Source organism: Streptomyces sp. NPDC016640 (assembly GCF_043076215.1).
GTDB lineage: Bacteria > Actinomycetota > Actinomycetes > Streptomycetales > Streptomycetaceae > Streptomyces.
In genome coordinates this window covers 147113-165305 of record NZ_JBIBRG010000008.1, presented here as the reverse complement: position 1 = coordinate 165305, position 18193 = coordinate 147113, and the positions used below count along the sequence as shown (strand labels likewise).

General features: G+C 72.4%; 20 protein-coding genes, 6 tRNA genes and 2 pseudogenes. 19 read left to right on the top strand and 9 right to left on the bottom strand.

The annotated features are described in order from the left end of the window. The first annotated feature begins 88 nt into the window (after nt 1-88). Together cobA and ACF07S_RS18565 are read left to right on the top strand one after the other, a co-directional pair. Entirely contained in the window at nt 89-1321 is a 1233-nt protein-coding gene (gene cobA, locus ACF07S_RS18570; protein ID WP_391964483.1) for a uroporphyrinogen-III C-methyltransferase, read from the top strand. Nucleotide 1322: 1 nt separating this feature from the next. After that, on the top strand, nt 1323-2141 hold the full coding sequence (locus ACF07S_RS18565; protein ID WP_391964482.1) for a TrmH family RNA methyltransferase: 819 nt from the start codon (nt 1323-1325) through the stop codon (nt 2139-2141). Between the two features lie 73 nt (nt 2142-2214). Here the strand turns inward: ACF07S_RS18565 and ACF07S_RS18560 are convergent, their stop codons facing one another. Then, entirely contained in the window at nt 2215-3495 is a 1281-nt protein-coding gene (locus ACF07S_RS18560) for a serine/threonine-protein kinase (RefSeq protein ID WP_391964481.1), read from the bottom strand. A 195-nt stretch (nt 3496-3690) separates the two neighbouring features. On the opposite strand from ACF07S_RS18560, the gene ACF07S_RS18555 reads away from it, so the two are divergent. The 4 genes from ACF07S_RS18555 (at nt 3691) to ACF07S_RS18540 (ending at nt 6046) form a co-directional block, all read left to right on the top strand. Further along, nucleotides 3691-3966: a hypothetical protein gene (locus ACF07S_RS18555; protein ID WP_391964480.1), complete on the top strand. Its 276-nt coding sequence runs from the start codon at nt 3691-3693 to the stop codon at nt 3964-3966. A 196-nt stretch (nt 3967-4162) separates the two neighbouring features. Then, nucleotides 4163-4342, top strand: coding sequence for a hypothetical protein (locus tag ACF07S_RS18550; RefSeq protein ID WP_391964479.1), 180 nt, complete (start codon nt 4163-4165; stop codon nt 4340-4342). A gap of 380 nt (nt 4343-4722) precedes the next feature. Next, nucleotides 4723-5661: a phosphotransferase gene (locus ACF07S_RS18545; protein WP_391964478.1), complete on the top strand. Its 939-nt coding sequence runs from the start codon at nt 4723-4725 to the stop codon at nt 5659-5661. 79 nt (nt 5662-5740) lie between these two features. Then, entirely contained in the window at nt 5741-6046 is a 306-nt protein-coding gene (locus ACF07S_RS18540; protein WP_391964477.1) for a zf-TFIIB domain-containing protein, read from the top strand. Nucleotides 6047-6105: 59 nt separating this feature from the next. Here ACF07S_RS18540 and ACF07S_RS18535 read toward each other — a convergent pair. From ACF07S_RS18535 to ACF07S_RS18515, 5 genes are all read right to left on the bottom strand, one after another. Next, nucleotides 6106-6177 (bottom strand) — tRNA-Val (locus ACF07S_RS18535). Between the two features lie 42 nt (nt 6178-6219). Next, nucleotides 6220-6291 (bottom strand) — tRNA-Val (locus tag ACF07S_RS18530). Between the two features lie 19 nt (nt 6292-6310). After that, nucleotides 6311-6382 (bottom strand) — tRNA-Val (locus ACF07S_RS18525). 1 nt (nt 6383) lies between these two features. Then, nucleotides 6384-6457, bottom strand: a tRNA-Cys gene (locus tag ACF07S_RS18520). A gap of 36 nt (nt 6458-6493) precedes the next feature. Beyond that, nucleotides 6494-6566, bottom strand: a tRNA-Gly gene (locus ACF07S_RS18515). A 177-nt stretch (nt 6567-6743) separates the two neighbouring features. Here ACF07S_RS18515 and ACF07S_RS18510 point away from each other — a divergent pair. The 3 genes from ACF07S_RS18510 to ACF07S_RS18500 are packed head-to-tail and all read left to right on the top strand — an operon-like array spanning nt 6744 to nt 9482. Then, the gene (locus ACF07S_RS18510) at nt 6744-7790 is read left to right on the top strand and encodes a chorismate-binding protein (RefSeq protein WP_391974598.1); all 1047 of its coding nucleotides are present in this window, start codon (nt 6744-6746) and stop codon (nt 7788-7790) included. Beyond that, complete coding sequence (locus ACF07S_RS18505) at nt 7787-8605, top strand: aminotransferase class IV (RefSeq protein WP_391974597.1); 819 nt, start codon at nt 7787-7789, stop codon at nt 8603-8605. The genes ACF07S_RS18510 and ACF07S_RS18505 overlap by 4 nt, the downstream gene beginning before the upstream one ends. A gap of 52 nt (nt 8606-8657) precedes the next feature. Next, nucleotides 8658-9482: a GNAT family N-acetyltransferase gene (locus ACF07S_RS18500; protein WP_391964474.1), complete on the top strand. Its 825-nt coding sequence runs from the start codon at nt 8658-8660 to the stop codon at nt 9480-9482. Nucleotides 9483-9521: 39 nt separating this feature from the next. On the opposite strand, the gene ACF07S_RS18495 is transcribed toward ACF07S_RS18500, so the two are convergent. After that, entirely contained in the window at nt 9522-10046 is a 525-nt protein-coding gene (locus ACF07S_RS18495; protein WP_391964473.1) for a DsbA family protein, read from the bottom strand. Nucleotides 10047-10283: 237 nt separating this feature from the next. Between ACF07S_RS18495 and ACF07S_RS18490 the strand changes: the two genes are divergently transcribed. Together ACF07S_RS18490 and ACF07S_RS18485 are read left to right on the top strand one after the other, a co-directional pair. Then, nucleotides 10284-10721: a hypothetical protein gene (locus ACF07S_RS18490; RefSeq protein WP_391964472.1), complete on the top strand. Its 438-nt coding sequence runs from the start codon at nt 10284-10286 to the stop codon at nt 10719-10721. Between the two features lie 173 nt (nt 10722-10894). Then, on the top strand, nt 10895-11047 hold the full coding sequence (locus ACF07S_RS18485) for a hypothetical protein (protein WP_019523797.1): 153 nt from the start codon (nt 10895-10897) through the stop codon (nt 11045-11047). A gap of 96 nt (nt 11048-11143) precedes the next feature. Here the strand turns inward: ACF07S_RS18485 and ACF07S_RS18480 are convergent, their stop codons facing one another. Both ACF07S_RS18480 and ACF07S_RS18475 read right to left on the bottom strand, forming a co-directional pair. Then, entirely contained in the window at nt 11144-11707 is a 564-nt protein-coding gene (locus tag ACF07S_RS18480; RefSeq protein WP_391964471.1) for a CGNR zinc finger domain-containing protein, read from the bottom strand. Between the two features lie 342 nt (nt 11708-12049). After that, nucleotides 12050-12463 carry an SsgA family sporulation/cell division regulator gene (locus ACF07S_RS18475; protein WP_004002642.1) on the bottom strand — a complete coding sequence of 138 codons (414 nt, stop codon included), beginning with the start codon at nt 12461-12463 and terminating at the stop codon, nt 12050-12052. Between the two features lie 191 nt (nt 12464-12654). Here ACF07S_RS18475 and ACF07S_RS18470 point away from each other — a divergent pair, with 191 nt between their 5' ends. The 8 genes and pseudogenes from ACF07S_RS18470 to ACF07S_RS18435 all read left to right on the top strand — a co-directional run. After that, nucleotides 12655-13113, top strand: coding sequence for a TIGR02611 family protein (locus ACF07S_RS18470; RefSeq protein ID WP_391964469.1), 459 nt, complete (start codon nt 12655-12657; stop codon nt 13111-13113). Between the two features lie 82 nt (nt 13114-13195). After that, nucleotides 13196-13267 (top strand) — tRNA-Val (locus tag ACF07S_RS18465). A gap of 412 nt (nt 13268-13679) precedes the next feature. Beyond that, nucleotides 13680-14981 (top strand): ABC transporter substrate-binding protein, encoded by a 1302-nt coding sequence (locus tag ACF07S_RS18460; protein WP_391974596.1) that lies wholly within the window; start codon nt 13680-13682, stop codon nt 14979-14981. After that, nucleotides 14981-15982 carry a carbohydrate ABC transporter permease gene (locus tag ACF07S_RS18455; RefSeq protein ID WP_391974595.1) on the top strand — a complete coding sequence of 334 codons (1002 nt, stop codon included), beginning with the start codon at nt 14981-14983 and terminating at the stop codon, nt 15980-15982. The genes ACF07S_RS18460 and ACF07S_RS18455 overlap by 1 nt, the downstream gene beginning before the upstream one ends. Then, complete coding sequence (locus ACF07S_RS18450; protein WP_391964466.1) at nt 15979-16908, top strand: carbohydrate ABC transporter permease; 930 nt, start codon at nt 15979-15981, stop codon at nt 16906-16908. Before ACF07S_RS18455 ends, ACF07S_RS18450 begins: the two co-directional genes overlap by 4 nt. A gap of 10 nt (nt 16909-16918) precedes the next feature. After that, entirely contained in the window at nt 16919-17503 is a 585-nt protein-coding gene (locus tag ACF07S_RS18445) for a hypothetical protein (RefSeq protein ID WP_391974594.1), read from the top strand. Next, nucleotides 17500-17799: pseudogene (locus ACF07S_RS18440) on the top strand (Tat pathway signal sequence domain protein); the annotation flags it as partial. The gene ACF07S_RS18445 and the pseudogene ACF07S_RS18440, both read left to right, overlap by 4 nt. 200 nt (nt 17800-17999) lie before the next feature. After that, nucleotides 18000-18159, top strand: a pseudogene (locus ACF07S_RS18435) (hypothetical protein); the annotation flags it as partial. Nucleotides 18160-18193 lie beyond the last annotated feature (34 nt).

Here is an 18193-nt window from a genome sequence, read left to right as displayed (position 1 = left end):
GAGCACCCCCTCTAGAATCCGCACGTCAGGGCCGCTCCAGTGCCGTAGCGCCCATTCGCCCGTCGCCCGTACGAGGAGCCGCACCCTCATGGCCGAACACCCCGCCTACCCTGTGGGCCTCCGTCTCACCGGCCGTCGAGTGGTCGTGCTCGGCGGCGGCCAGGTCGCCCAGCGCCGGCTTCCGGCCCTGCTCGCGGCCGGTGCGGACGTTCTCCTCGTGTCGCCCGAGGCGACCCCCTCCGTGGAGGCGATGGCCGACGCGGGCGAGATCACCTGGGAACGGCGCGGCTACGCCGACGGCGACCTCGCGGACGCCTGGTACGCCCTGATCGCCACCAGCGACGCCGAGGCCAACACGCGGGCCTCCGCCGAGGCGGAGCGCCACCGCGTCTGGTGCGTGCGCTCCGACGACGCCGACCGGGCGACCGCCTGGACCCCGGCGACCGGACACAGCGAGGGCGTCACGGTGGCCGTCCTCACCACCGACGCCAAGGTCCGCGATCCCCGGCACACCGCCGCCGTCCGCGACGCCGTGGTCGAGGGGCTGCGCGACGGCACCCTCGTCGCCCCGCACCACCGCACCCGCACCCCGGGGGTCGCCCTGGTCGGCGGCGGGCCCGGCGACCCGGACCTGATCACGGTGCGCGGCCGCCGGCTGCTCGCCGAGGCGGACGTGGTCATCGCCGACCGGCTCGGCCCGCGCGACCTGCTCGCCGAACTCCCGCCGCACGTCGAGGTGATCGACGCGGCGAAGATCCCCTACGGCCGTTTCATGGCCCAGGAGGCCATCAACAACGCGCTGATCGAGCACGCCGGGCAGGGCAAGTCCGTGGTCCGGCTCAAGGGCGGCGACCCCTACGTCTTCGGGCGCGGCATGGAGGAACTCCAGGCGCTCGCCGAGGCGGGCATCCCGTGCACCGTCGTCCCCGGGATCTCCAGCTCCATATCCGTCCCGGGCGCGGCCGGCATCCCGGTCACCCACCGGGGTGTGGCGCACGAGTTCACCGTGGTCAGCGGCCACGTCGCTCCCGACGACGAGCGTTCCCTGGTCGACTGGCCGTCCCTGGCCGGGCTGACCGGCACCCTGGTCGTGCTCATGGGCGTCGACAAGATCGGCCGGATCGCCGAGACCCTGGTCGCGCACGGCAAGTCCCCGGACACCCCGGTCGCCCTGGTCCAGGAGGGCACCACGGCCGCCCAGCGCCGGGTCGACGCCACCCTCGCCACGGTCGCCGCGGCGGTCGTGGAACAGGAGGTCAAGCCGCCGGCCGTCATCGTCATCGGCGAGGTCGTGGGTGTGGGCCGGCCCGGGGCGGTGTGACATGGCCGAACTCGTCACCCTCGACGACCCCCGCGACCCGCGTCTGCACGACTACACCGGTCTGACCGACGTCGAACTCCGCCGCCGGCGCGAGCCCGCCGAGGGCCTGTTCATCGCCGAGGGCGAGAAGGTCATCAGACGCGCCGGGGAAGCGGGCTACGCGATGCGCTCGATGCTGCTGTCGGCGAAGTGGGTCGACGTGATGCGGGACGTCATCGACCGGGCGACCGCCCCGGTCTACGTCGTGGAACCCGCGCTCGCCGAGCAGGTCACCGGCTACCACGTGCACCGCGGCGCGCTCGCCTCCATGCAGCGCAAACCGCTGCCCACGGCCCGGGACCTGCTCCGCGGCGCCCGCCGGGTCGTCGTCATGGAATCGGTGAACGACCACACCAACATCGGCGCCATCTTCCGTTCCGCCGCCGCCCTCGGCATGGACGCCGTCCTGCTCTCCCCGGACTGCGCCGACCCCCTCTACCGCCGCAGCGTCAAGGTCTCCATGGGCGCGGTCTTCTCCGTGCCGTACGCCCGTCCGGACACCTGGCCCCAGGGCCTGGAGTCGGTCCGCGAGGCGGGTTTCACGCTTCTCGCCCTCACCCCCGACGACACCGCGCGGTCCCTCGACGAGGTGGCGCCCCACCGCATGGACCGGGTGGCCCTGATGCTGGGCGCGGAAGGGGGAGGTCTGTCCGCCCGGGCCCTGGCCGCCGCCGACGCGTGGGTCCGCATCCCGATGTCCCACGGCGTCGACTCCCTCAACGTGGGCGCCGCGGCGGCGGTCGCGTTCTACGCGGTGGCCACCGGCCGCCCCCAGGAGTAGCGGCCGGAGCCCTGGGCCGCCCCGGACGGGCGCCGGGACGTACCCGCCCGGGCCCGCCGTCGCCGCCGCGTCCTCACGCGGGTCCCTGGCAGCCCTGCACCAGCGCGATGCCGAGGGCCACCACCAGCGTCACGACGACGAACACGAACAACCGCTGCCTGAGCAGCCGCGGATTGGCCGGCCGCAGACCGGTCCCGGTCGGCCGGGACCCGGGCCGACGGGCACCGGTACCGGAGCGGGTGGAGTTCCGGGAGGCCGGCGTGGGCCGTGGTCCGGACCGGGACGGCGCACCACCGCGCGGGGAGCTGTCGCGGGAGGAGCCGCCCCGGGAGGCGGGCACGCCCCGGCCGTTCCGCCCGGAGGACGGCCCGCCGCCCTGGGGAGCGGGGCCGCGACCGCGCGGCGGCGGAGTCCCCTGGCCCCCCTGCCGGCGCCGCGCGCGCTCCGGGTAGGTGTCGGCGAGGCGCCCGGTGGGCCGCTCCGTCTCGGCGCCGCGCGGCGCCGGTGGCCGGACGTCGGCGAGGCCCTGGGCCTCGCGCGCCGCGATCTCCTTGAGCCGCAGCGACAGTTGGAGCGTGCTGGGCCGCTCCTCCGGGTCCTTGGCCAGGCAGGCGCGGACGAGCGGGGCCAGGGCGTCCGGGACGCCGTGCAGGTGGGCCTCCTCGTGCACCACGCGGTACAGCATCACCTCGGAACTGCCGTGTCCGAAGGGGGAGTCGCCCATCGACGCGTACGCGAGCGTGGCGCCCAGCGAGAACACGTCCGTGGCCGGGGTGACGGCGGCGCCGCGCACCTGCTCCGGGGCGAGGAAGCCGGGCGATCCGACGGCCGTGCCGACGTGGGTGAGCGTCGAGGCGCCCGTCGCCCAGGCGATGCCGAAGTCGATGATCCGCGGCCCCTTCGGGGACAGCAGGATGTTGGACGGTTTGAGGTCCCGGTGCACCACACCGGCCTCGTGGACGGCGACCAGCCCCTCGGAGAGGGCGGCGCCGACGGCGGCGACCTCGGCGGCGCAGAGCGGCCCCTCGTCGGCGACCTTGTCGTGCAGTGACGGCCCGGGCACGTACTGGGTGGCGAACCACGGCCGGTCCGCCTCGAGGTCGGCGGCCACCAGCCGGGCCGTACAGCCCCCGCGGATGCGCCGGGCCGCCGAGACCTCGCGCGCGAACCGCGAGCGGAACTCCTGGTCCTCCGCGAGGTCCGGCCGGATGACCTTCAGCGCGACCCGCTGCCCCTTCTTGTCGGAGCCCAGGTACACCACACCCATGCCGCCCGCGCCGAGCCGTCGGTGAAGCCTGAAAGAGCCGACGACGCGCGGGTCCTCGCGCCTCAGGCGCATCATCGCCATGTTCATCCCCGCTGCCCGGTCCTGTGACGTGCCACAGCTTACGTTTCCCCGGCCGCCCGCGCGCAGAGGCCGCGCCCTCTCGAACCGATCGATTGTCAGTGCCGGGTGGGACACTCGAAGAGTGGGCAGGGAGCGCGTGAACAGGCCGGGTTCGCGCGGGGCATGATCCCAACCACCCGACACCGAAGGGGGATTGATCGCGTGAAGGGTGACCGTGTGGAGATCGTCGTGGACGCGGGGGACACCACGCGAACGTATGAGGTGGTGGCGAGCAGGGCCGGGCGCCGGGTGGAGACGGCGGTGCGCCGGGGAGTGGTCGAAGTGAGCGAAGTCACCCGAACCGGGGCCGTCGTACGGACGGCCCGCTTCATGGCGAACCGGGTGCTCGCCCTGGTGGAACAGCCGGTGCCGCGGGAGGAGAACTCGGAGAAAGCGGGGCAGAGCGGTCGACCCCTCCGGGATCTCCCTGAGACGTAGGACCCCGTCTCCACCCAGGGGAGTACGCAGCAGGTCACGGCTCATCCTCCGGGAGGCCCGGCAATGGGTACGAGGGCATGACGTGCCGAAAGCGCCCGGCCCCTAGATTTGAGGTCAAGCGGCGGGTGCAGCACTCGTCCCCCGAGGTCAGACGCCCGCCGCTGCCAGGAACAACGGAATCGGTCAGGAGAGGGCCATGGCCCACACGTCACCGCGGACACTGATCCGCACGCGGGAACGCGGCGAGGGCCGCCGCCATCCGCTGGTGGCGACGCTGATGGCCCTTCCCCTGGCGGTCCTGCTCCTCCTCGTCTTCGACGGGTGGGAGACGGTGACCACACAGGCGTCGTCCGTGGGCGAGATGCTGGGGCGCTGAGCGGCGACCCCAGGCCCGGAAGAGCGGTCCGGGTGGGGACATCCACCCATGAAACCCCGTGGGGACGGGGGTGCGGCGGACGGCAGAAAATGCCGGCGCAGCTGGGGAGCTGCGCCGGCATTGCCATGCCGTGGGACACCGCGGACACCTGCGCCGCGCCCTCGCACGCCCCGCCCCGTGTCACGGCGGGCGGCCGTGCCTCCTCCCGCGCACCGAAGGCTCGTGAGGTGCCCCCGGGGCGGCGCCGGCGGGCGCGTCCTCCCGCAAGCGCCGGGTCGCGCACCCCGCCCCCTCGGCCCGCACCGGCACCGAGCCCCCGGCCACCCCGCGCACGCCTCCACGTACGCTCCCCTGAGACCCACCCCCGGCCAGGGAGCCAAGTGACGCCCGACCCCCTCCTCACCGCACTCACGGCCCACGCCCTGCGCATGGCCCACACCCGCACCGCCGCCTGCCCCTGCGGAGCGACCCGCACGCTCGCCCACCGGCCCGACGCCACCGTCGTACGCCACGCGGACACCGTCGCCAAGGCCCACGCCCCGGACACGGACCCCGCCCACCTGGCCCTCCGCCTCACCGCCGCCGCGCGGCGACCGGACGTCTTCGTCCCCCCGCTCCGCCCCGCGCCGGTCGCCCTGCACGGCCGCCTGGTGACCTTCTGGCCGTACGGCACTCCCGTGGACCCGGACGACCCGGACGCCGCCCCCTGGGAACCCGCCGCGGCCCTGCTCGCCCTGCTGCACCGCACGCCCGTCGACACCGCCGGGCTCCCGGCCATGCGCGGCCCGGCCAGGGCCGCCCACGCCGTCACCCGTCTGCGTGCCCTCGGCGACCCCCCGCCCGCCGCCGTCCCCGTCCTGCGCGCCTGGGCCGCCCTGCCCGCCTGGGCCCGGGCCGAGGCGCCCATGCCCGAGACCGGAACCCTGTGCCACGGAGATCTCCACCTGGGCCAGCTCGTACGCCTGTCCGGCGGTCGCTGGCGGCTGATAGACGTCGACGACCTGGGCGTGGGCGACCCCGTCTGGGACCTCGCGCGTCCCGCGGCCTGGTACGCGTGCGGCCTGCTGCCGGCGCCGGAGTGGGAGCGGTTCCTCGATGCCTACCGTGCCGCGGGCGGACCGGCCGTCCCGGCAGGCGCCGACCCGTGGGCCGTGCTCGACGTCCCGGCCCGTGCCCTGACCGTGCAGACCGCCGCCCGGATGATCACCAAGGCCGTGACGGAGGGGCGGCAGCCGGACGAGCCGGAGCAGTCCGTGATCGACGCCTGCGCGCGCATGGTCACGGCCCCGCCCTGGGAGGGCCGGGGCCCCGGGACGTAGGGTGCAACCGACCGAAGCGGGACGGAGTCTGTCCTGGCGGAACGTGAAGCAGGGCCGACCGGCGAGGAGTTGAACCATCATGCAGTGTCCGAAGTGTCGTGCGCCGATGCACACCTACAACCGCAACGGCGTTCAGATCGAGCAGTGCAGCGGGTGCCGGGGGATCTTCCTGGACTACGGCGAGCTGGAGTCGCTGACCCGTCTGGAGGCCCAGTGGTCCCAGCCCGCACCGCCGCCCCCGCCCGCTGCCCAGCAGGCGTACCCTGCGGCCCCCCAGGCGTACCCGGCGGCCCCGCAGTCTCCCGCGTGGGGCGCCCCGCACGGTGGCCACCACGGTCACCACCGGAACAAGAAGGGCTTCGGGCACATGCTCTTCTCGTCCTGAGGACCGGGAGGACGACGGATCCCCCGGCCGCTGGTGCGGCCGGGGGATCCGGTGTGGTGTGGACGATACTGGGATTGAACCAGTGACCTCTTCCGTGTCAGGGAAGCGCTCTCCCGCTGAGCTAATCGTCCTCGGGACCACGATCACTCCAGGAGCGGATCATGGGCACTGCGTGCGCGATACTGGGATTGAACCAGTGACCTCTTCCGTGTCAGGGAAGCGCTCTCCCGCTGAGCTAATCGCGCGGGGGATCCGAAGATCCGGTGGACGATACTGGGATTGAACCAGTGACCTCTTCCGTGTCAGGGAAGCGCTCTCCCGCTGAGCTAATCGTCCTTGGAGGTGGAGACGGGATTTGAACCCGTGTAGACGGCTTTGCAGGCCGTTGCCTCGCCTCTCGGCCACTCCACCAGGAGTGCGGGGGGCCGTGAAGCCCCTCTTTCTGCGAGCGGACGACGAGGCTCGAACTCGCGACCTCAACCTTGGCAAGGTTGCGCTCTACCAACTGAGCTACGTCCGCCTGTCGTTTCGGTCGGCTTGCGCGTCCCGGCGACGAACTGAACTCTAGCGGATTCCGGGGCCAGTACAAAAACCCGTTTGTGCAGCGTGCTGCGCTGCACCTGCTCGGGGGCGGGCCCGCGGCGCCGTGACGGACGTGACCGCGTCGTCCGAAGTGCCCCCGCCATAGACTCGTCGCGTGCCCGGTCTCCTCCCTCTCGCCCGCTTCGGCGCCCGCCTCGCCACCGGCCTCCTGGACGTCACCGACGACCCGGCAGCCCTGGACTCACGGGGTTTCTGGGCCGTCTGCGCGGACTTCGAGGGCCGTTTGACCTGCGCCCGCTTCCGTGACGTGAGCGAACGGCCGGTGCCCGCGCCGGGCGGCTGGCGGGGGCCGGCCGTCGGTGACTGGACGTCGTCACTGGACCGCGCCGCGTACACGGCGGCCGTCCGCCGCATCCGCGGGCACATAGCCGCCGGCGAGGTCTACCAGGCGAACCTGTGCCGCGTCCTGTCCGCGCCCGTGCCGGACGACGCGGACGTGGACGCCCTCACCGCCCTGCTGGCCCGGGGCAACCCCGCGCCCTATGCAGGAACGATTCGCCTGCCCGGGTGCGGAGTGGAGGTCGCCACCGCGTCGCCCGAGCTGTTCCTGCGCCGTGACGGGCGGATCGTGGAGTCCGGGCCGATCAAGGGCACCGGGCGCACCGAGTCGGACCTCCTGGAGAAGGACTACGCCGAGAACGTGATGATCGTCGACCTGGTCCGCAACGACATCGGACGGGTCTGCGCCACCGGCACGGTCACCGTGCCCGACCTGTGCGCCGTGGAGAAGCACCCGGGCCTGGTCCACCTCGTGTCGACCGTGCGGGGTGAACTGCGGGCCGGCGCCGGCTGGCCGGAGCTCCTGGCGGCGGCCTTCCCGCCCGGCTCCGTCACCGGCGCGCCCAAGTCGAGCGCCCTGCGGATCATCGACGCGCTGGAGACGGCACCGCGCGGTCCGTACTGCGGGGGCATCGGCTGGGTCGACGCCGACCGCGGCACCGCCGAGCTGGCGGTGGGCATCCGCACCTTCTGGATCGACCGGGGCGCGGCCGGCGGCACCGTGCTGCGGTTCGGCACCGGCGCCGGGATCACCTGGGGCTCCGACCCCGAGGGGGAGTGGCGGGAGACCGAGCTGAAGGCCTCCCGGCTGCTCGCGGTAGCGTCGGGAACGTACGACGTGAGTGAAGGGACCACGAGGTGAAGATCTGGCTCGACGGCGGGCTGCAGGACATCGAGTCCGCCCGCGTCTCCGTCTTCGACCACGGACTGACCGTGGGCGACGGCATCTTCGAGACGGTGAAGGCCGCGGCCGGCCGTCCGTTCGCGCTCACCCGGCATCTCGACCGGCTGACCCGCTCCGCCCGGGGCCTCGGCCTGCCCGACCCCGACCTCGACGAGGTCCGCCGCGCCTGCGCCGCCGTCCTCGAGGCCAACCCCATGCCCCTGGGCCGGCTGCGCCTCACCTACACCGGCGGCCTCGGCCCGCTCGGCTCCGACCGCGGCGACCACGGCCCGACCCTCGTGGTCGCCCTCGGCGAGACCGCCCGCCGCCCCGACTCCACCGCCGTCGTCACCGTCCCCTGGACGCGCAACGAGCGCGGCGCGCTGACCGGCCTGAAGACCACCTCGTACGCCGAGAACGTCGTCGCCCTCGCCCGCGCCCGCGAGCGCGGCGCCTCCGAGGCACTGTTCGGCAACACCGTCGGGCAGCTCTGCGAGGGCACCGGGTCGAACGTCTTCGTCGTCCTCGACGGCGAGCTCCACACCCCGCCGCTCGCCTCGGGCTGCCTCGCCGGCGTCACGCGCGCCCTCGTGGCCGAGTGGTCCGGGGCGAAGGAGACCGACCTGCCGCTGGACGTCCTGCGGCGGGCGGAGGAGATCTTCCTCACCTCGACCCTGCGCGACGTACAGGCGGTGCACCGCGTCGACGACCGCGAACTGCCCGCCCCCGGCCCGGTGACCGCCAAGGCCATGCGGATCTTCGACGAGCGCGCGGGCGCCGACCTCGATCCGTGACGGTCCGGATATTCGGCTGATCCGGGGTGCGGCAGCGGGTAGAACACCCGTGATGACCACGACCCTGCGGCCGGCCGAGCCGCTTCAGCAGAACGCCGACGGCACCCGCTCGCGCCGCTACCGGGTGTGCGTCAACAGCCGTCCGGTCGGCGAGATACACCTCGGCACGCACCCCGCCTTCGGCGACGCGGTGGCCCGGATCACGAGCCTGCGCATCGAGGAACCGGACCGCCGGCGCGGCCGGGGCACGGTGGCCGCGCTCGCCGCCGAGGAGGTGGCGCGCGGCTGGGGCTGCCGCCGTATCGAGGCGACGGTGCCCGCCGGTTCCGGCACCGCCCTGAACCTCGCGACGGCGCTCGGCTACGTCGTGCGCAACCGGAACATGGAGAAGGCCCTCGGGGCCGCCCCTCCCGCTCTTCCGGAGGGCGGCGCGGCCCGCCCCATGACCGAGGCCGAGTTCCGGTCCTGGCGGGAGAAGGCCGCCGGGGACTACGCGCGGGAGTGGATCAGGCGCGGGGTGCCGGAGGCCGAGGCGCGCGCCAAGGCGGCGAGGGACCACGCCGTGCTGCTGGCCGAGGGCCGCGCCACCGAGGGCATGCTCTTCACCGTCCTCGAACACGCGGGTTCCCCCGTGGGCACCCTGTGGCTGGCGGTGCGCGGTGAGCAGGCCTGCGTCTTCGACGTCGAGACCGGTGCCGCCCACCGCGGCCGCGGCCACGGACGCACCCTCATGCTGCTCGCCGAGGCCCAGGCGATCACCGCGGGCAAGCGGACCATCGGCCTCAACGTGTTCGCCGGCAACACCCCGGCCGAGCGCCTCTACGACTCGCTCGGCTACGGCACGACGCGGTACGTGATGTACAAGGCACTGGTGTAGCCGTCGGGGGCGGGGCCGCGGGCCGGACCCGCCCCCGGATCAGTGCTCCTGCCCGGCCAGCAGCCGGTCGGCGATCTCCTCGACGCGCTCGCGCAGGCCCTCCTGGCTCTTGCCCCCGTCGAGACGCTCGCCGCCGATGACGTACGTCGGGGTGCCGGTCACCCCGATGGCCTTGCCCTCGGCCTGGTCCGCGTCCACGACCAGGATGTGCCGTCCGTCGATCAGCGCGGTGTCGAACTCCTCGGCGTCCAGGCCGAGTTCCCGGGCGACCTCGATCAGGAGGTCCTCTCCCCGGCGGTCCAGCTCCTCGGCCCTGGCCAGCACGGCCTCGACGTACGGCCAGCCCCGCCCCTGTTCCAGGGCCTCCTCGGCGGCCTGGGCCGCGGCGAAGGCGTGCTTGTGCTTCTCCAGCGGGAAGTGCCGCAGCCGCAGCTCCAGGCGGTCGCCGTAGCGGGCCCCGAGGGCACGGAGGTCGTCGAGGGCGCTTCGGCAGTCCGGACACTGCAGCTCGCACCAGACGTCCAGGACGGGGGCGGCGGGGCGGGCGGGGGAGGAGTCGCTCATGGCCACAGTCTTCCAGCCCCGCTCCGGACCGCCCAACCGGACCTCGCACGGTCCCCGGACGGGCGGCCCGGGCGGCGGGTGAGGAGGAGCCGCACCCCGGTCCCCCGGTACCTGCGGACGACCCGACCCGGAGATGTCCCTGATGTGCGGCCGGAGCATGGCCCGGGGAGGTACGGCGGGTGCAGGATGGAAGGGACGAAGCGCCCGTCACGACCCCGACCTGCCCTGGAGGACCGGATGATTGCCGAGACCGTCTGCTCCGCCGTCTCCGCGGCAGGCCTGGGCATCGCTCTGGTCACGGCCTACCGCAAGCGCTTCCACGCGGCGGCCCGCATCGCCGCCTACGCGCTCGTTCCGATCGGCCTGGTGATGACCGGCGTCGTGGACTGGCTCGCCGGCACCGCCTTCAGTCCGACGGCCTGGGCGGGCTTCGGCGTGCTGGGCCTGTCCTGGGTGCTGTTCGCGACCACACGCGCGGTGGAGCGGCGGCGCGGCGGCACGCGCAGGGCACGCAAGGCGGCCGGGGCGACGGCGGCGCCCGAGGCGGTGGCGCCGCGGGCCTCGGCGCCCTCCCTGGGCCAGGGGTCCCGTCCGGCGGCCCGGCCGGCGCCCGCCTCCCGCGGCGAGGACGATTTCGGCGACATCGAGGCCATCCTCAAGAAGCACGGGATATGACCGTGCCGCGCCGCGGGTGCACCGGCGCGGACCAGCAGATACGTCACAGGGGGTCCCGGAGCGCCCGGAAGCGGTCACAACCCGAACCGTAGATCGCGTATTCGGCGAACTCGCATGCTTTCCCCGCGTCCTGATCGCGTCGGGTGCTCCCGATGCGTCATCATCGCCGCGAGATGCTGGACACGACCCAGAGCGATGCCGCGCCGCAGCAGGACGAGCCGCGCGGATGCCTCTTCGCCCTTTCCCAGCCACCGCTGATGATCTTCCTTGCGGTGATCGGGTGTCTGCTGCTCACGGCTGCCCTGCACGACCTGCTGTGGCTGTGAACCGTACCCGCGGTACCCGGCGTCACCCGTCGGGGCCGCGTCGGCACGGCATCCAACGGTCCTCCGGCCCTCCGCGGCCCCACTCCCGCGGGCCGGTCAGCCCGTCGCCGCCTCCTTGCGCCGCGCCCGGTAGGCGGCGACATGCAGGCGGTTGCCGCAGGTGCGGCTGTCGCAGTAGCGGCGCGAACGATTGCGGGAGAGGTCCACGAAGGCGTGCCGGCAGTCCGGCGCCTCACAGCGCCGCAGCCGCTCCTGCTCCCCGGCGACCACGAAGAACGCCAGCGCCATCCCGCAGTCGGCGGCCAGATGGTCGGCCACGGAGGCGCCGGGCGCGAAGTAGTGCACATGCCAGTCGTAGCCGTCGTGGTCGGTGAGCCGGGGAGTGGTGCCCGCGGCCGCGATCAGCTCGTTGATCAGCCCGGCGGCACCGCGCGCGTCCGGAGCGGCGAAGACCGCCGCGAACCGGGAGCGGAGCTTGCGCACCGCTGCCAGATCGAATTCCGAGAGCACCCCCACCTCGCTGACCTGGTGCTGCCGTACGAAGACCTCGAGAGCCGCGACATCCGGCAACCCGTCCGGCGTGGTGTCGTCCTCCGGCGCGGTGTTCACCAGATCCACCACGGTGTCGAGTGCGCACCGGGTGTCGTGGGTGATCAGCACATTCGCTCCCTGGCCTGGGGTCGGGCGGGCGCCCGCCGATGCTGGCCGATGGTAGTGGCTCCGGCGCGCACCGCGCCTTCCCGCTCCGCACATGACTTCGAATACAACGCCGGAGCATCCTCCGCCGTTCCCGGTCACCGGCCCCGCCCGCCCCGGGGGCGGCAGGCGCCGCACATCCCGGAGGCGGGACGTGGCGTGCGCCCGGCGCAACGGCGCCGACCCGCGGAACCCCGCGGCGTCGGCGCCGTTGCGTGTGAGCCGCGTACGGCTGCCCGTGTGCGGTTGTCCGGGCCCGAGCCGTCTCCCCGAGTCGACGGCGCCGGGCTGTCTGGTGGGTCTCGCCTAGCTCTCCGCCAGGATGTGGGAGAGCTCCTGGTCGAGGTCGAAGTGCCGGTGCTCCGTGCCGGGCGGCACGGCGGCGTCGGTGCGCTTCAGGAAGGATTCCAGAGCCCGTGCCGGGGCCTCGAGCAGCGCCTCTCCCTCCGGCGAGCTCAGCGCGATGCAGACGACGCCCTGACCGTGGCTGCGCGACGGCCAGACGCGGACGTCGCCGGTGCCCGTGGGGCGGTGAAGTCCCTCGGCGAGGAGGTCACGGGCGAACACCCACTCGACGGTTTCCTCGGCTCCGGTGTGGAAGGTGGCGTGCACGGCGTAGGGGTCGGCCGTGTCGTACCGCAGGCCTGCGGGGACAGGCAGGGAGGACTCGCTCGACACAACGAGGCGCAGGTGCAGCTCGCAGCTGACCGTGGTGTTCATAAGCGCCAGGGCCTTTCGCTCAGTGTGCGCTCGGGGATTCGCACGTCGGCGAAATCGACATGCCACCTACGGTGCCGTTGTAAACCCCTCTGCGTGGTTTGGGTGTGTTTATGTAACTCTTCCGGCCGAAAGATCGTTCGCGGTGTGCGCCCATTCCGGTGATCTGTTTCGCTCGGGTAGTGTTTGGCTGTATGAACACGGGGAGTAGCAGTCCTGGCGAGGCCGCGGTGACGGCCCATGGGGCGTCCATGGACGAGAGCGAGAGCCGGGACGGGCGAGCTCTCGGCTCGCGGGCACCGGAATTCATCAAGGCGCGCCGCGCGCTGCACGTGAGCTGGCAGGTCGGCGTCTTCATAGTCGGCCTCGCGGTCGTGGTGACCGGCATCATCATGCTGCCGCTGCCCGGGCCGGGCTGGGTCGTGATCTTCTGCGGCATGGCGATCTGGGCGACCGAGTTCGTCTGGGCCCAGCTGGTCCTGCGCTGGACCAAACGCAAGGTCACCGAGGCGGCGCAGCGCGCCCTGGATCCCCGGGTGCGACGCCGGAACATCATCCTGACCTCGGTCGGCCTGGTGATCGTGGCGGTGCTGGCGGCGGTCTATCTGTGGAAGTTCGGTCTGGTGATGCCCTGGAAGATCAAGGACCAGTGATCCGCGGCGGGGGCGGCGCCGCCCCCGCTCCCCGGCTGGTCACGGGCACCCCCTGACATGGGGTAATGTTCTTCCTGCGTCCGGGCGATTAGCTCAGTGGGAGAGCGCTTCGTTCACACCGAAGAGGTCACTGGTTCGAACCCAGTATCGCCCACCGGATCATCAGGCGGCCCGGCTCACGAACAGTGAGCCGGGCCGCTTTGCCGTGCGGGCCCGGTCGCTTTCGCGGCCCCGGTTGCGTGTACGGGCCCCGTGACTCGTACGGGCCTCCCCTCGCCCCGCCGGGCCGTTCCGCTTACGGCCTCCTTCATCCAGCCGTGACCTTCCGCCGTGTCCGTCCCGGCCGGCGCGTCGGTGTTCGGCCGGCCGGTCGCAGGGCTTCGGCCTGGGGGTGTCTCGCCGGGCCCGGATCGGCGGCCGGGGCCGCGACCGCCGTCGCCGGATCCGGGCGCCCATCGATTCCTGTCCGAATCATTGACGTGCCCGTGGGCCCTCCGTAACTTGTGGCAGCAAGCGCTTGCTTGAAACGATTCATGAACGGAAGCGAACGTCGAGGGGAGGCTCACATGCAGCAGGGCGGGAATGCGGAGGGGTGGACCGGAAGGCGGACGATCCTCAAAGCGGCGGGCGCCTCGCTGGCCGTGGCGGGGCTGGGCGCGACGGCCACCGCCTGCGGTGGCGGCACCGGCTCGGAGGACGGGACGGTGACGATCCGTTACTCCTGGTGGGGCGCGGAGGACCGGGCCGAGCGCATCAACGAGACCATCGCGCTCTTCGAGGAGAAGTACCCGAAGATCAAGGTGAAGACCGACTTCCAGCCGTACCTCGACTTCTGGAAGAAGTTCAACACCCAGGCCTCGGGCGGGAATCCGCCGGACGTGTTCCAGAATGCCATCGGCTTTCTCCGTAAATACGACGCGAAGAATGTGCTGCTCGATCTCGGTGAGCAGGTGGGGGCGGGCAACCTCTCCATGGACGGATTCCGGGCGGGCCTGGAGAAGTTAGGCGAGATCGACGGCAGACTCCTCGGGGTGCCCGTGGGTTCCAATTCGATGGCCCTCGTCATCGACAAACCCGTCTACGCCAAGGCCGGCGTCAAGCCCGAACAGGGCTGGACCTGGGACGACTTCGACGAGGCCATGACGAAGATCCGGGACAGGGCGGGCCGCGCCGGCGACAGCGGCATGTACGGCGTGATGTACCTCTACGACCTGTATCTGCGTCAGAACGGCAAGGCGTTCTTCACCGAGGACGGACTCGGTTTCACCGAGGCGGATCTCACCGGGTGGTGGACCAAGGCGGAGAAGGGCGTGAGGACCGGCCTGTACGCCGACGCGAAGAAGGTCGTCCAGGTCAAGCCCAAGTCGGCCCTGTCCGCGGAACTCGCCGGCAGCGAGTTCACCTGGGACAACTTCACCGTCCGCTACACCTCGGAGGGCAGGAGCGAGTACGGCCTCGCCCCCGTCCCCACCACGGACGGCAAGCGGACCGGCCAGTACCTCGGCTCCCTGATGCTGAGCGCGTCCAAGCGCACCGAACACCCGGAAGAAGTCGCCCGGTTCATCGATTTCATGGTCCACGACCCCGAGGTCGCAAAGATCATGGGCTACGACCGCGGCGTGCCCGCGACGCAGGCCCAGTACGACGCCTACCGGCCGGCCGACCCGGTCGACCAGGCGATCGCCGCCTACGAGGAGTCCCTCGTCGAGTCGGGCGTACTGGAGACCATCACCCCGCACCCGAACGGCGCCGACGTCTGCGAGGCCGCCTTCCTGCGCATCGCCGAGGAGATGGCCCTCGGCGAGCGGTCCGTGGACGACGCCGTCAAGCAGTTCTTCACCGAGTCGAAGACGGCTCTCGCCGGCTGATGGGAAGCGCCGTGACACACGCCCCTGCGACGGAGGGCCCGACGGAGCCCTCCGAGCCGCGGCACGCTCCGGTGACGTCCCCGGGCCCCGCCGCGTCCAGGCGGCGGGGCCACCGGGAGAACCTGGCCGGCTACCTGTTCATGTCCCCGTGGATCGCCGGTTTCCTGCTGCTGACGGCGGGACCCATGGCCGCCTCGCTCTACTTCGCGTTCACCGACTACAACCTGTTCGACGCGCCGCGCTGGATCGGCCTGGACAACTTCTCCGAGATGTTCGCCGACCCGCGCTGGCGCCACTCGGTACAGGTCACGCTCCGGTACGTCGTCATCGGCACGCCGGTCAAGCTGGCCGCCGCCCTCGGGGTGGCCCTGCTGCTGGCGCAGAAGCGGCGCGGACAGGCCTTCTACCGGGCCGCGTTCTACGCGCCGTCGCTGATCGGCGCGAGCGTGTCCGTCGCCATCGTGTGGAAGGCGATCTTCTCGGACGACGCGGTCGTCGACCGTACGCAGAAGCTCTTCGGTGTGGAGGCCGGCGGCTGGACCGGCGACCCGGACATGATCATCTACAGCCTGGTGGCGCTGACCGTGTGGCAGTTCGGCGCGCCCATGGTCGTCTTCCTGGCGGGCCTCAAGCAGGTCCCGCGCGAGCTGTACGAGGCGGCGGACGTCGACGGCGCGGGCAGGGTGCGGCAGTTCTGGAACATCACCCTGCCGATGATCTCCCCGGTGCTGTTCTTCAACGTCCTGCTGGAGACGATCCACTCGTTCCAGATCTTCAGCTCGGCCTACATCGTCGGCGGCGGCGCCGGAGGCAACGCCTGCGGTCCGGCGGACGGAACGATGGTCTACACCTGCTACCTCTACGTCCAGGGCTTCGAGAACAGCCGGATGGGCCTGGCCTCCGCCATGGCCTGGATGCTGCTGGTCGCGGTCGCCCTGGTCACGGCGGTGCTGTTCCGGTCCCAGAAGCGCTGGGTGCACTACGAGGAGGGCGGCCGATGAGCTCCCCCGACCCCTCGACCCCGCCCGACCGGGGGACGCCCCCTCCGGTCACCGGCATCGCGCCGGCCCCGTCCCCGAGAAGGGCCCTGCGGCGCGGACTGCCGGGATCGCTCGCCTGGCACCTCGGGTCGCTGGCCGTTCTCGCGGTGATCCTCTATCCCGTGCTCTGGGTCGTCGGCGGCTCGTTCAAGAGCAGCGAGGACATCATCGGCAGCCCGGACCTCTTCCCGGCCGACCCGAGCGTCTCCAACTACACCAGCCTCGCCGACGGCATCGCGGACATCCCGATCTCCACCTTCTTCCTCAACTCGCTCCTCCTCGCGGTCGGTTCGGTGATCGGCATTCTGATCTCCTGCTCGCTGGCCGCGTACGCCTTCGCGAAGATCGGGTTCGCCGGGCGCAACCTGCTGTTCACGCTGATGATCGGCACGCTGCTGCTGCCGTACCACGTGCTGCTGATCCCGCAGTACGCGCTGTTCCGCACCATGGAAATGATCAACACGTACACCCCGCTCCTGCTCGGGAAGTACCTGGCCACGGAGGCGTTCTTCGTCTTCCTGATGGTGCAGTTCATGCGCAACCTGCCCGGGGAACTCGACGAGGCGGCCCGGCTCGACGGCTGCGGGCACTTCCGCATCTACTGGTCGATCGTGCTGCCGCTGTCCCGCCCGGCACTGATCACCAGCGCCATCTTCACCTTCATCAACGCCTGGAACGACTTCATGGGCCCGCTGATCTACCTCAACGAGCCCGGCAAGTACACGGTCTCCCTCGGTCTGAAGATGTTCGTCGACCAGGAGGCCCTGGCGAACCACGGCGGCATGATCGCCATGTCGCTGGTCGCCCTGCTGCCGGTCCTGGCCTTCTTCCTGGCCTTCCAGCGCCATCTGATCGACGGCATGGCCACGTCCGGACTGAAGGGCTGAGTGAACGACGATGTCCCTCACGCGCACCGAGCCGAGGTTCTGGGGGAGATTCGCCCTCTTCGCCGAGTGCCTGCTGACCGGCGTGTGGATCGCGCTGGCCGCACTCCCGCTGGTCACCTACCCCGCCGCCCTCGCGGCCGGCGCCCGGCACCTCGGGCGGCACCTCGCCCACGAGCAGGGCGGATGGCGGGAGTTCGCGGCCGACTTCCGGTCGGCGGTGCACGGGGGCTGGATCGTCGGGCTCGCCGGATGGGCGGCCGTCGCCGCCGTCTGGTTCGACCTGCGGGCCGTACGGGCCGGTCTGCCCGGAGGGCGGTTCGCGGGTGCCGTCGGAGTGCTCGCCCTCATCGGCGCGACGGCCGCGCTGCTCCGCGCGGCGGCGCTCTGGCGGCCCGGCGCCTCCTGGCGGGCCCTGCTCGCACGGGCCGGCCGCCACACCGTCCTCGACCCCGCCGGGTCCTTCCTGGTCATCGGCGGACTGGCCGTGGTGGCCTGCTCCGCCTGGTTCAGCGCGCCGCTGGCGGTCCCCGTCCTCGGGACCGTCGCGGCGGCGGCCGTCGCCGTGGAGGAGCGGTACCGGCACCGCCGGCCCTGACCCCGGGAACACCCGCCGCACCGGAGAAGGAGGTCACCGTCGACAGGCGCGGCGGCACCATCGACGTCTCCACCGGCGTCATCACCGCGAGGATCGGCACCTCCGGCACCGCCCTCGTCAAGTCGGTCACCCGCGGCTCCACCGAGATCGCCCGCGACGGCCGCCACGTCGTGCTGCGCCAGTCCGGGTACGCGGACGGCGACGGCGACCAGGGCACGGTGAGGACGGAGCGCTTCGACGGCGCCGTCGCCGCGGTCACCGTCGGGCAGGAGGGCCCGGTCCGCGCCGTCGTGAGGACAACCTCGACTTCCTCTTCACCTCCGACAAGGACCAGGTGGAGATGCGCCGTTGGTACGGCTTCCGGGACTACGGCGACATCATGCACACCTACGACACCGTCCGGCACCGGTGGCGCCACGACGTCGGCGGCTACGCCGCCGCGGACCGGCGACGGGAAGCCGGCCAGGAGGGCCTGGGACACGTTCCACGACTCCGACGGCCACAAGGAGTCCGCGCCCGGGAAGACGGAACGGGTGAGCGGCCCGACGGCGCTGGTCGCGGGCGGCGAGGCCACCTGGGTCTCCACCAGCGGCACCGCGCTCCACGGCCTCGCCGCCATCGGGAACCCGGCGCTGCTGGGGGACCGGATGCCGTAGGCACGACCCGGGCGCGGGCGGGCACACTGCGTAC

Bases quoted from the DNA above. Each gene is read 5' to 3' on its own strand.
- ACF07S_RS18495 (WP_391964473.1), bottom strand. From the start codon at position 10,046: ATGAGCGACTCCTCCCCCGCCCGCCCCGCCGCCCCCGTCCTGGACGTC.
- ACF07S_RS18445 (WP_391974594.1), top strand. From the start codon at position 16,919: ATGTCCCTCACGCGCACCGAGCCGAGGTTCTGGGGGAGATTCGCCCTC.
- ACF07S_RS18550 (WP_391964479.1), top strand. From the start codon at position 4,163: ATGGCCCACACGTCACCGCGGACACTGATCCGCACGCGGGAACGCGGC.
- ACF07S_RS18500 (WP_391964474.1), top strand. From the start codon at position 8,658: ATGACCACGACCCTGCGGCCGGCCGAGCCGCTTCAGCAGAACGCCGAC.
- ACF07S_RS18475 (WP_004002642.1), bottom strand. From the start codon at position 12,463: ATGAACACCACGGTCAGCTGCGAGCTGCACCTGCGCCTCGTTGTGTCG.
- cobA (WP_391964483.1), top strand. From the start codon at position 89: ATGGCCGAACACCCCGCCTACCCTGTGGGCCTCCGTCTCACCGGCCGT.
- ACF07S_RS18540 (WP_391964477.1), top strand. From the start codon at position 5,741: ATGCAGTGTCCGAAGTGTCGTGCGCCGATGCACACCTACAACCGCAAC.
- ACF07S_RS18560 (WP_391964481.1), bottom strand. From the start codon at position 3,495: ATGAACATGGCGATGATGCGCCTGAGGCGCGAGGACCCGCGCGTCGTC.
- ACF07S_RS18470 (WP_391964469.1), top strand. From the start codon at position 12,655: ATGAACACGGGGAGTAGCAGTCCTGGCGAGGCCGCGGTGACGGCCCAT.
- ACF07S_RS18450 (WP_391964466.1), top strand. From the start codon at position 15,979: ATGAGCTCCCCCGACCCCTCGACCCCGCCCGACCGGGGGACGCCCCCT.
- ACF07S_RS18455 (WP_391974595.1), top strand. From the start codon at position 14,981: ATGGGAAGCGCCGTGACACACGCCCCTGCGACGGAGGGCCCGACGGAG.
- ACF07S_RS18485 (WP_019523797.1), top strand. From the start codon at position 10,895: ATGCTGGACACGACCCAGAGCGATGCCGCGCCGCAGCAGGACGAGCCG.
- ACF07S_RS18460 (WP_391974596.1), top strand. From the start codon at position 13,680: ATGCAGCAGGGCGGGAATGCGGAGGGGTGGACCGGAAGGCGGACGATC.
- ACF07S_RS18490 (WP_391964472.1), top strand. From the start codon at position 10,284: ATGATTGCCGAGACCGTCTGCTCCGCCGTCTCCGCGGCAGGCCTGGGC.
- ACF07S_RS18565 (WP_391964482.1), top strand. From the start codon at position 1,323: ATGGCCGAACTCGTCACCCTCGACGACCCCCGCGACCCGCGTCTGCAC.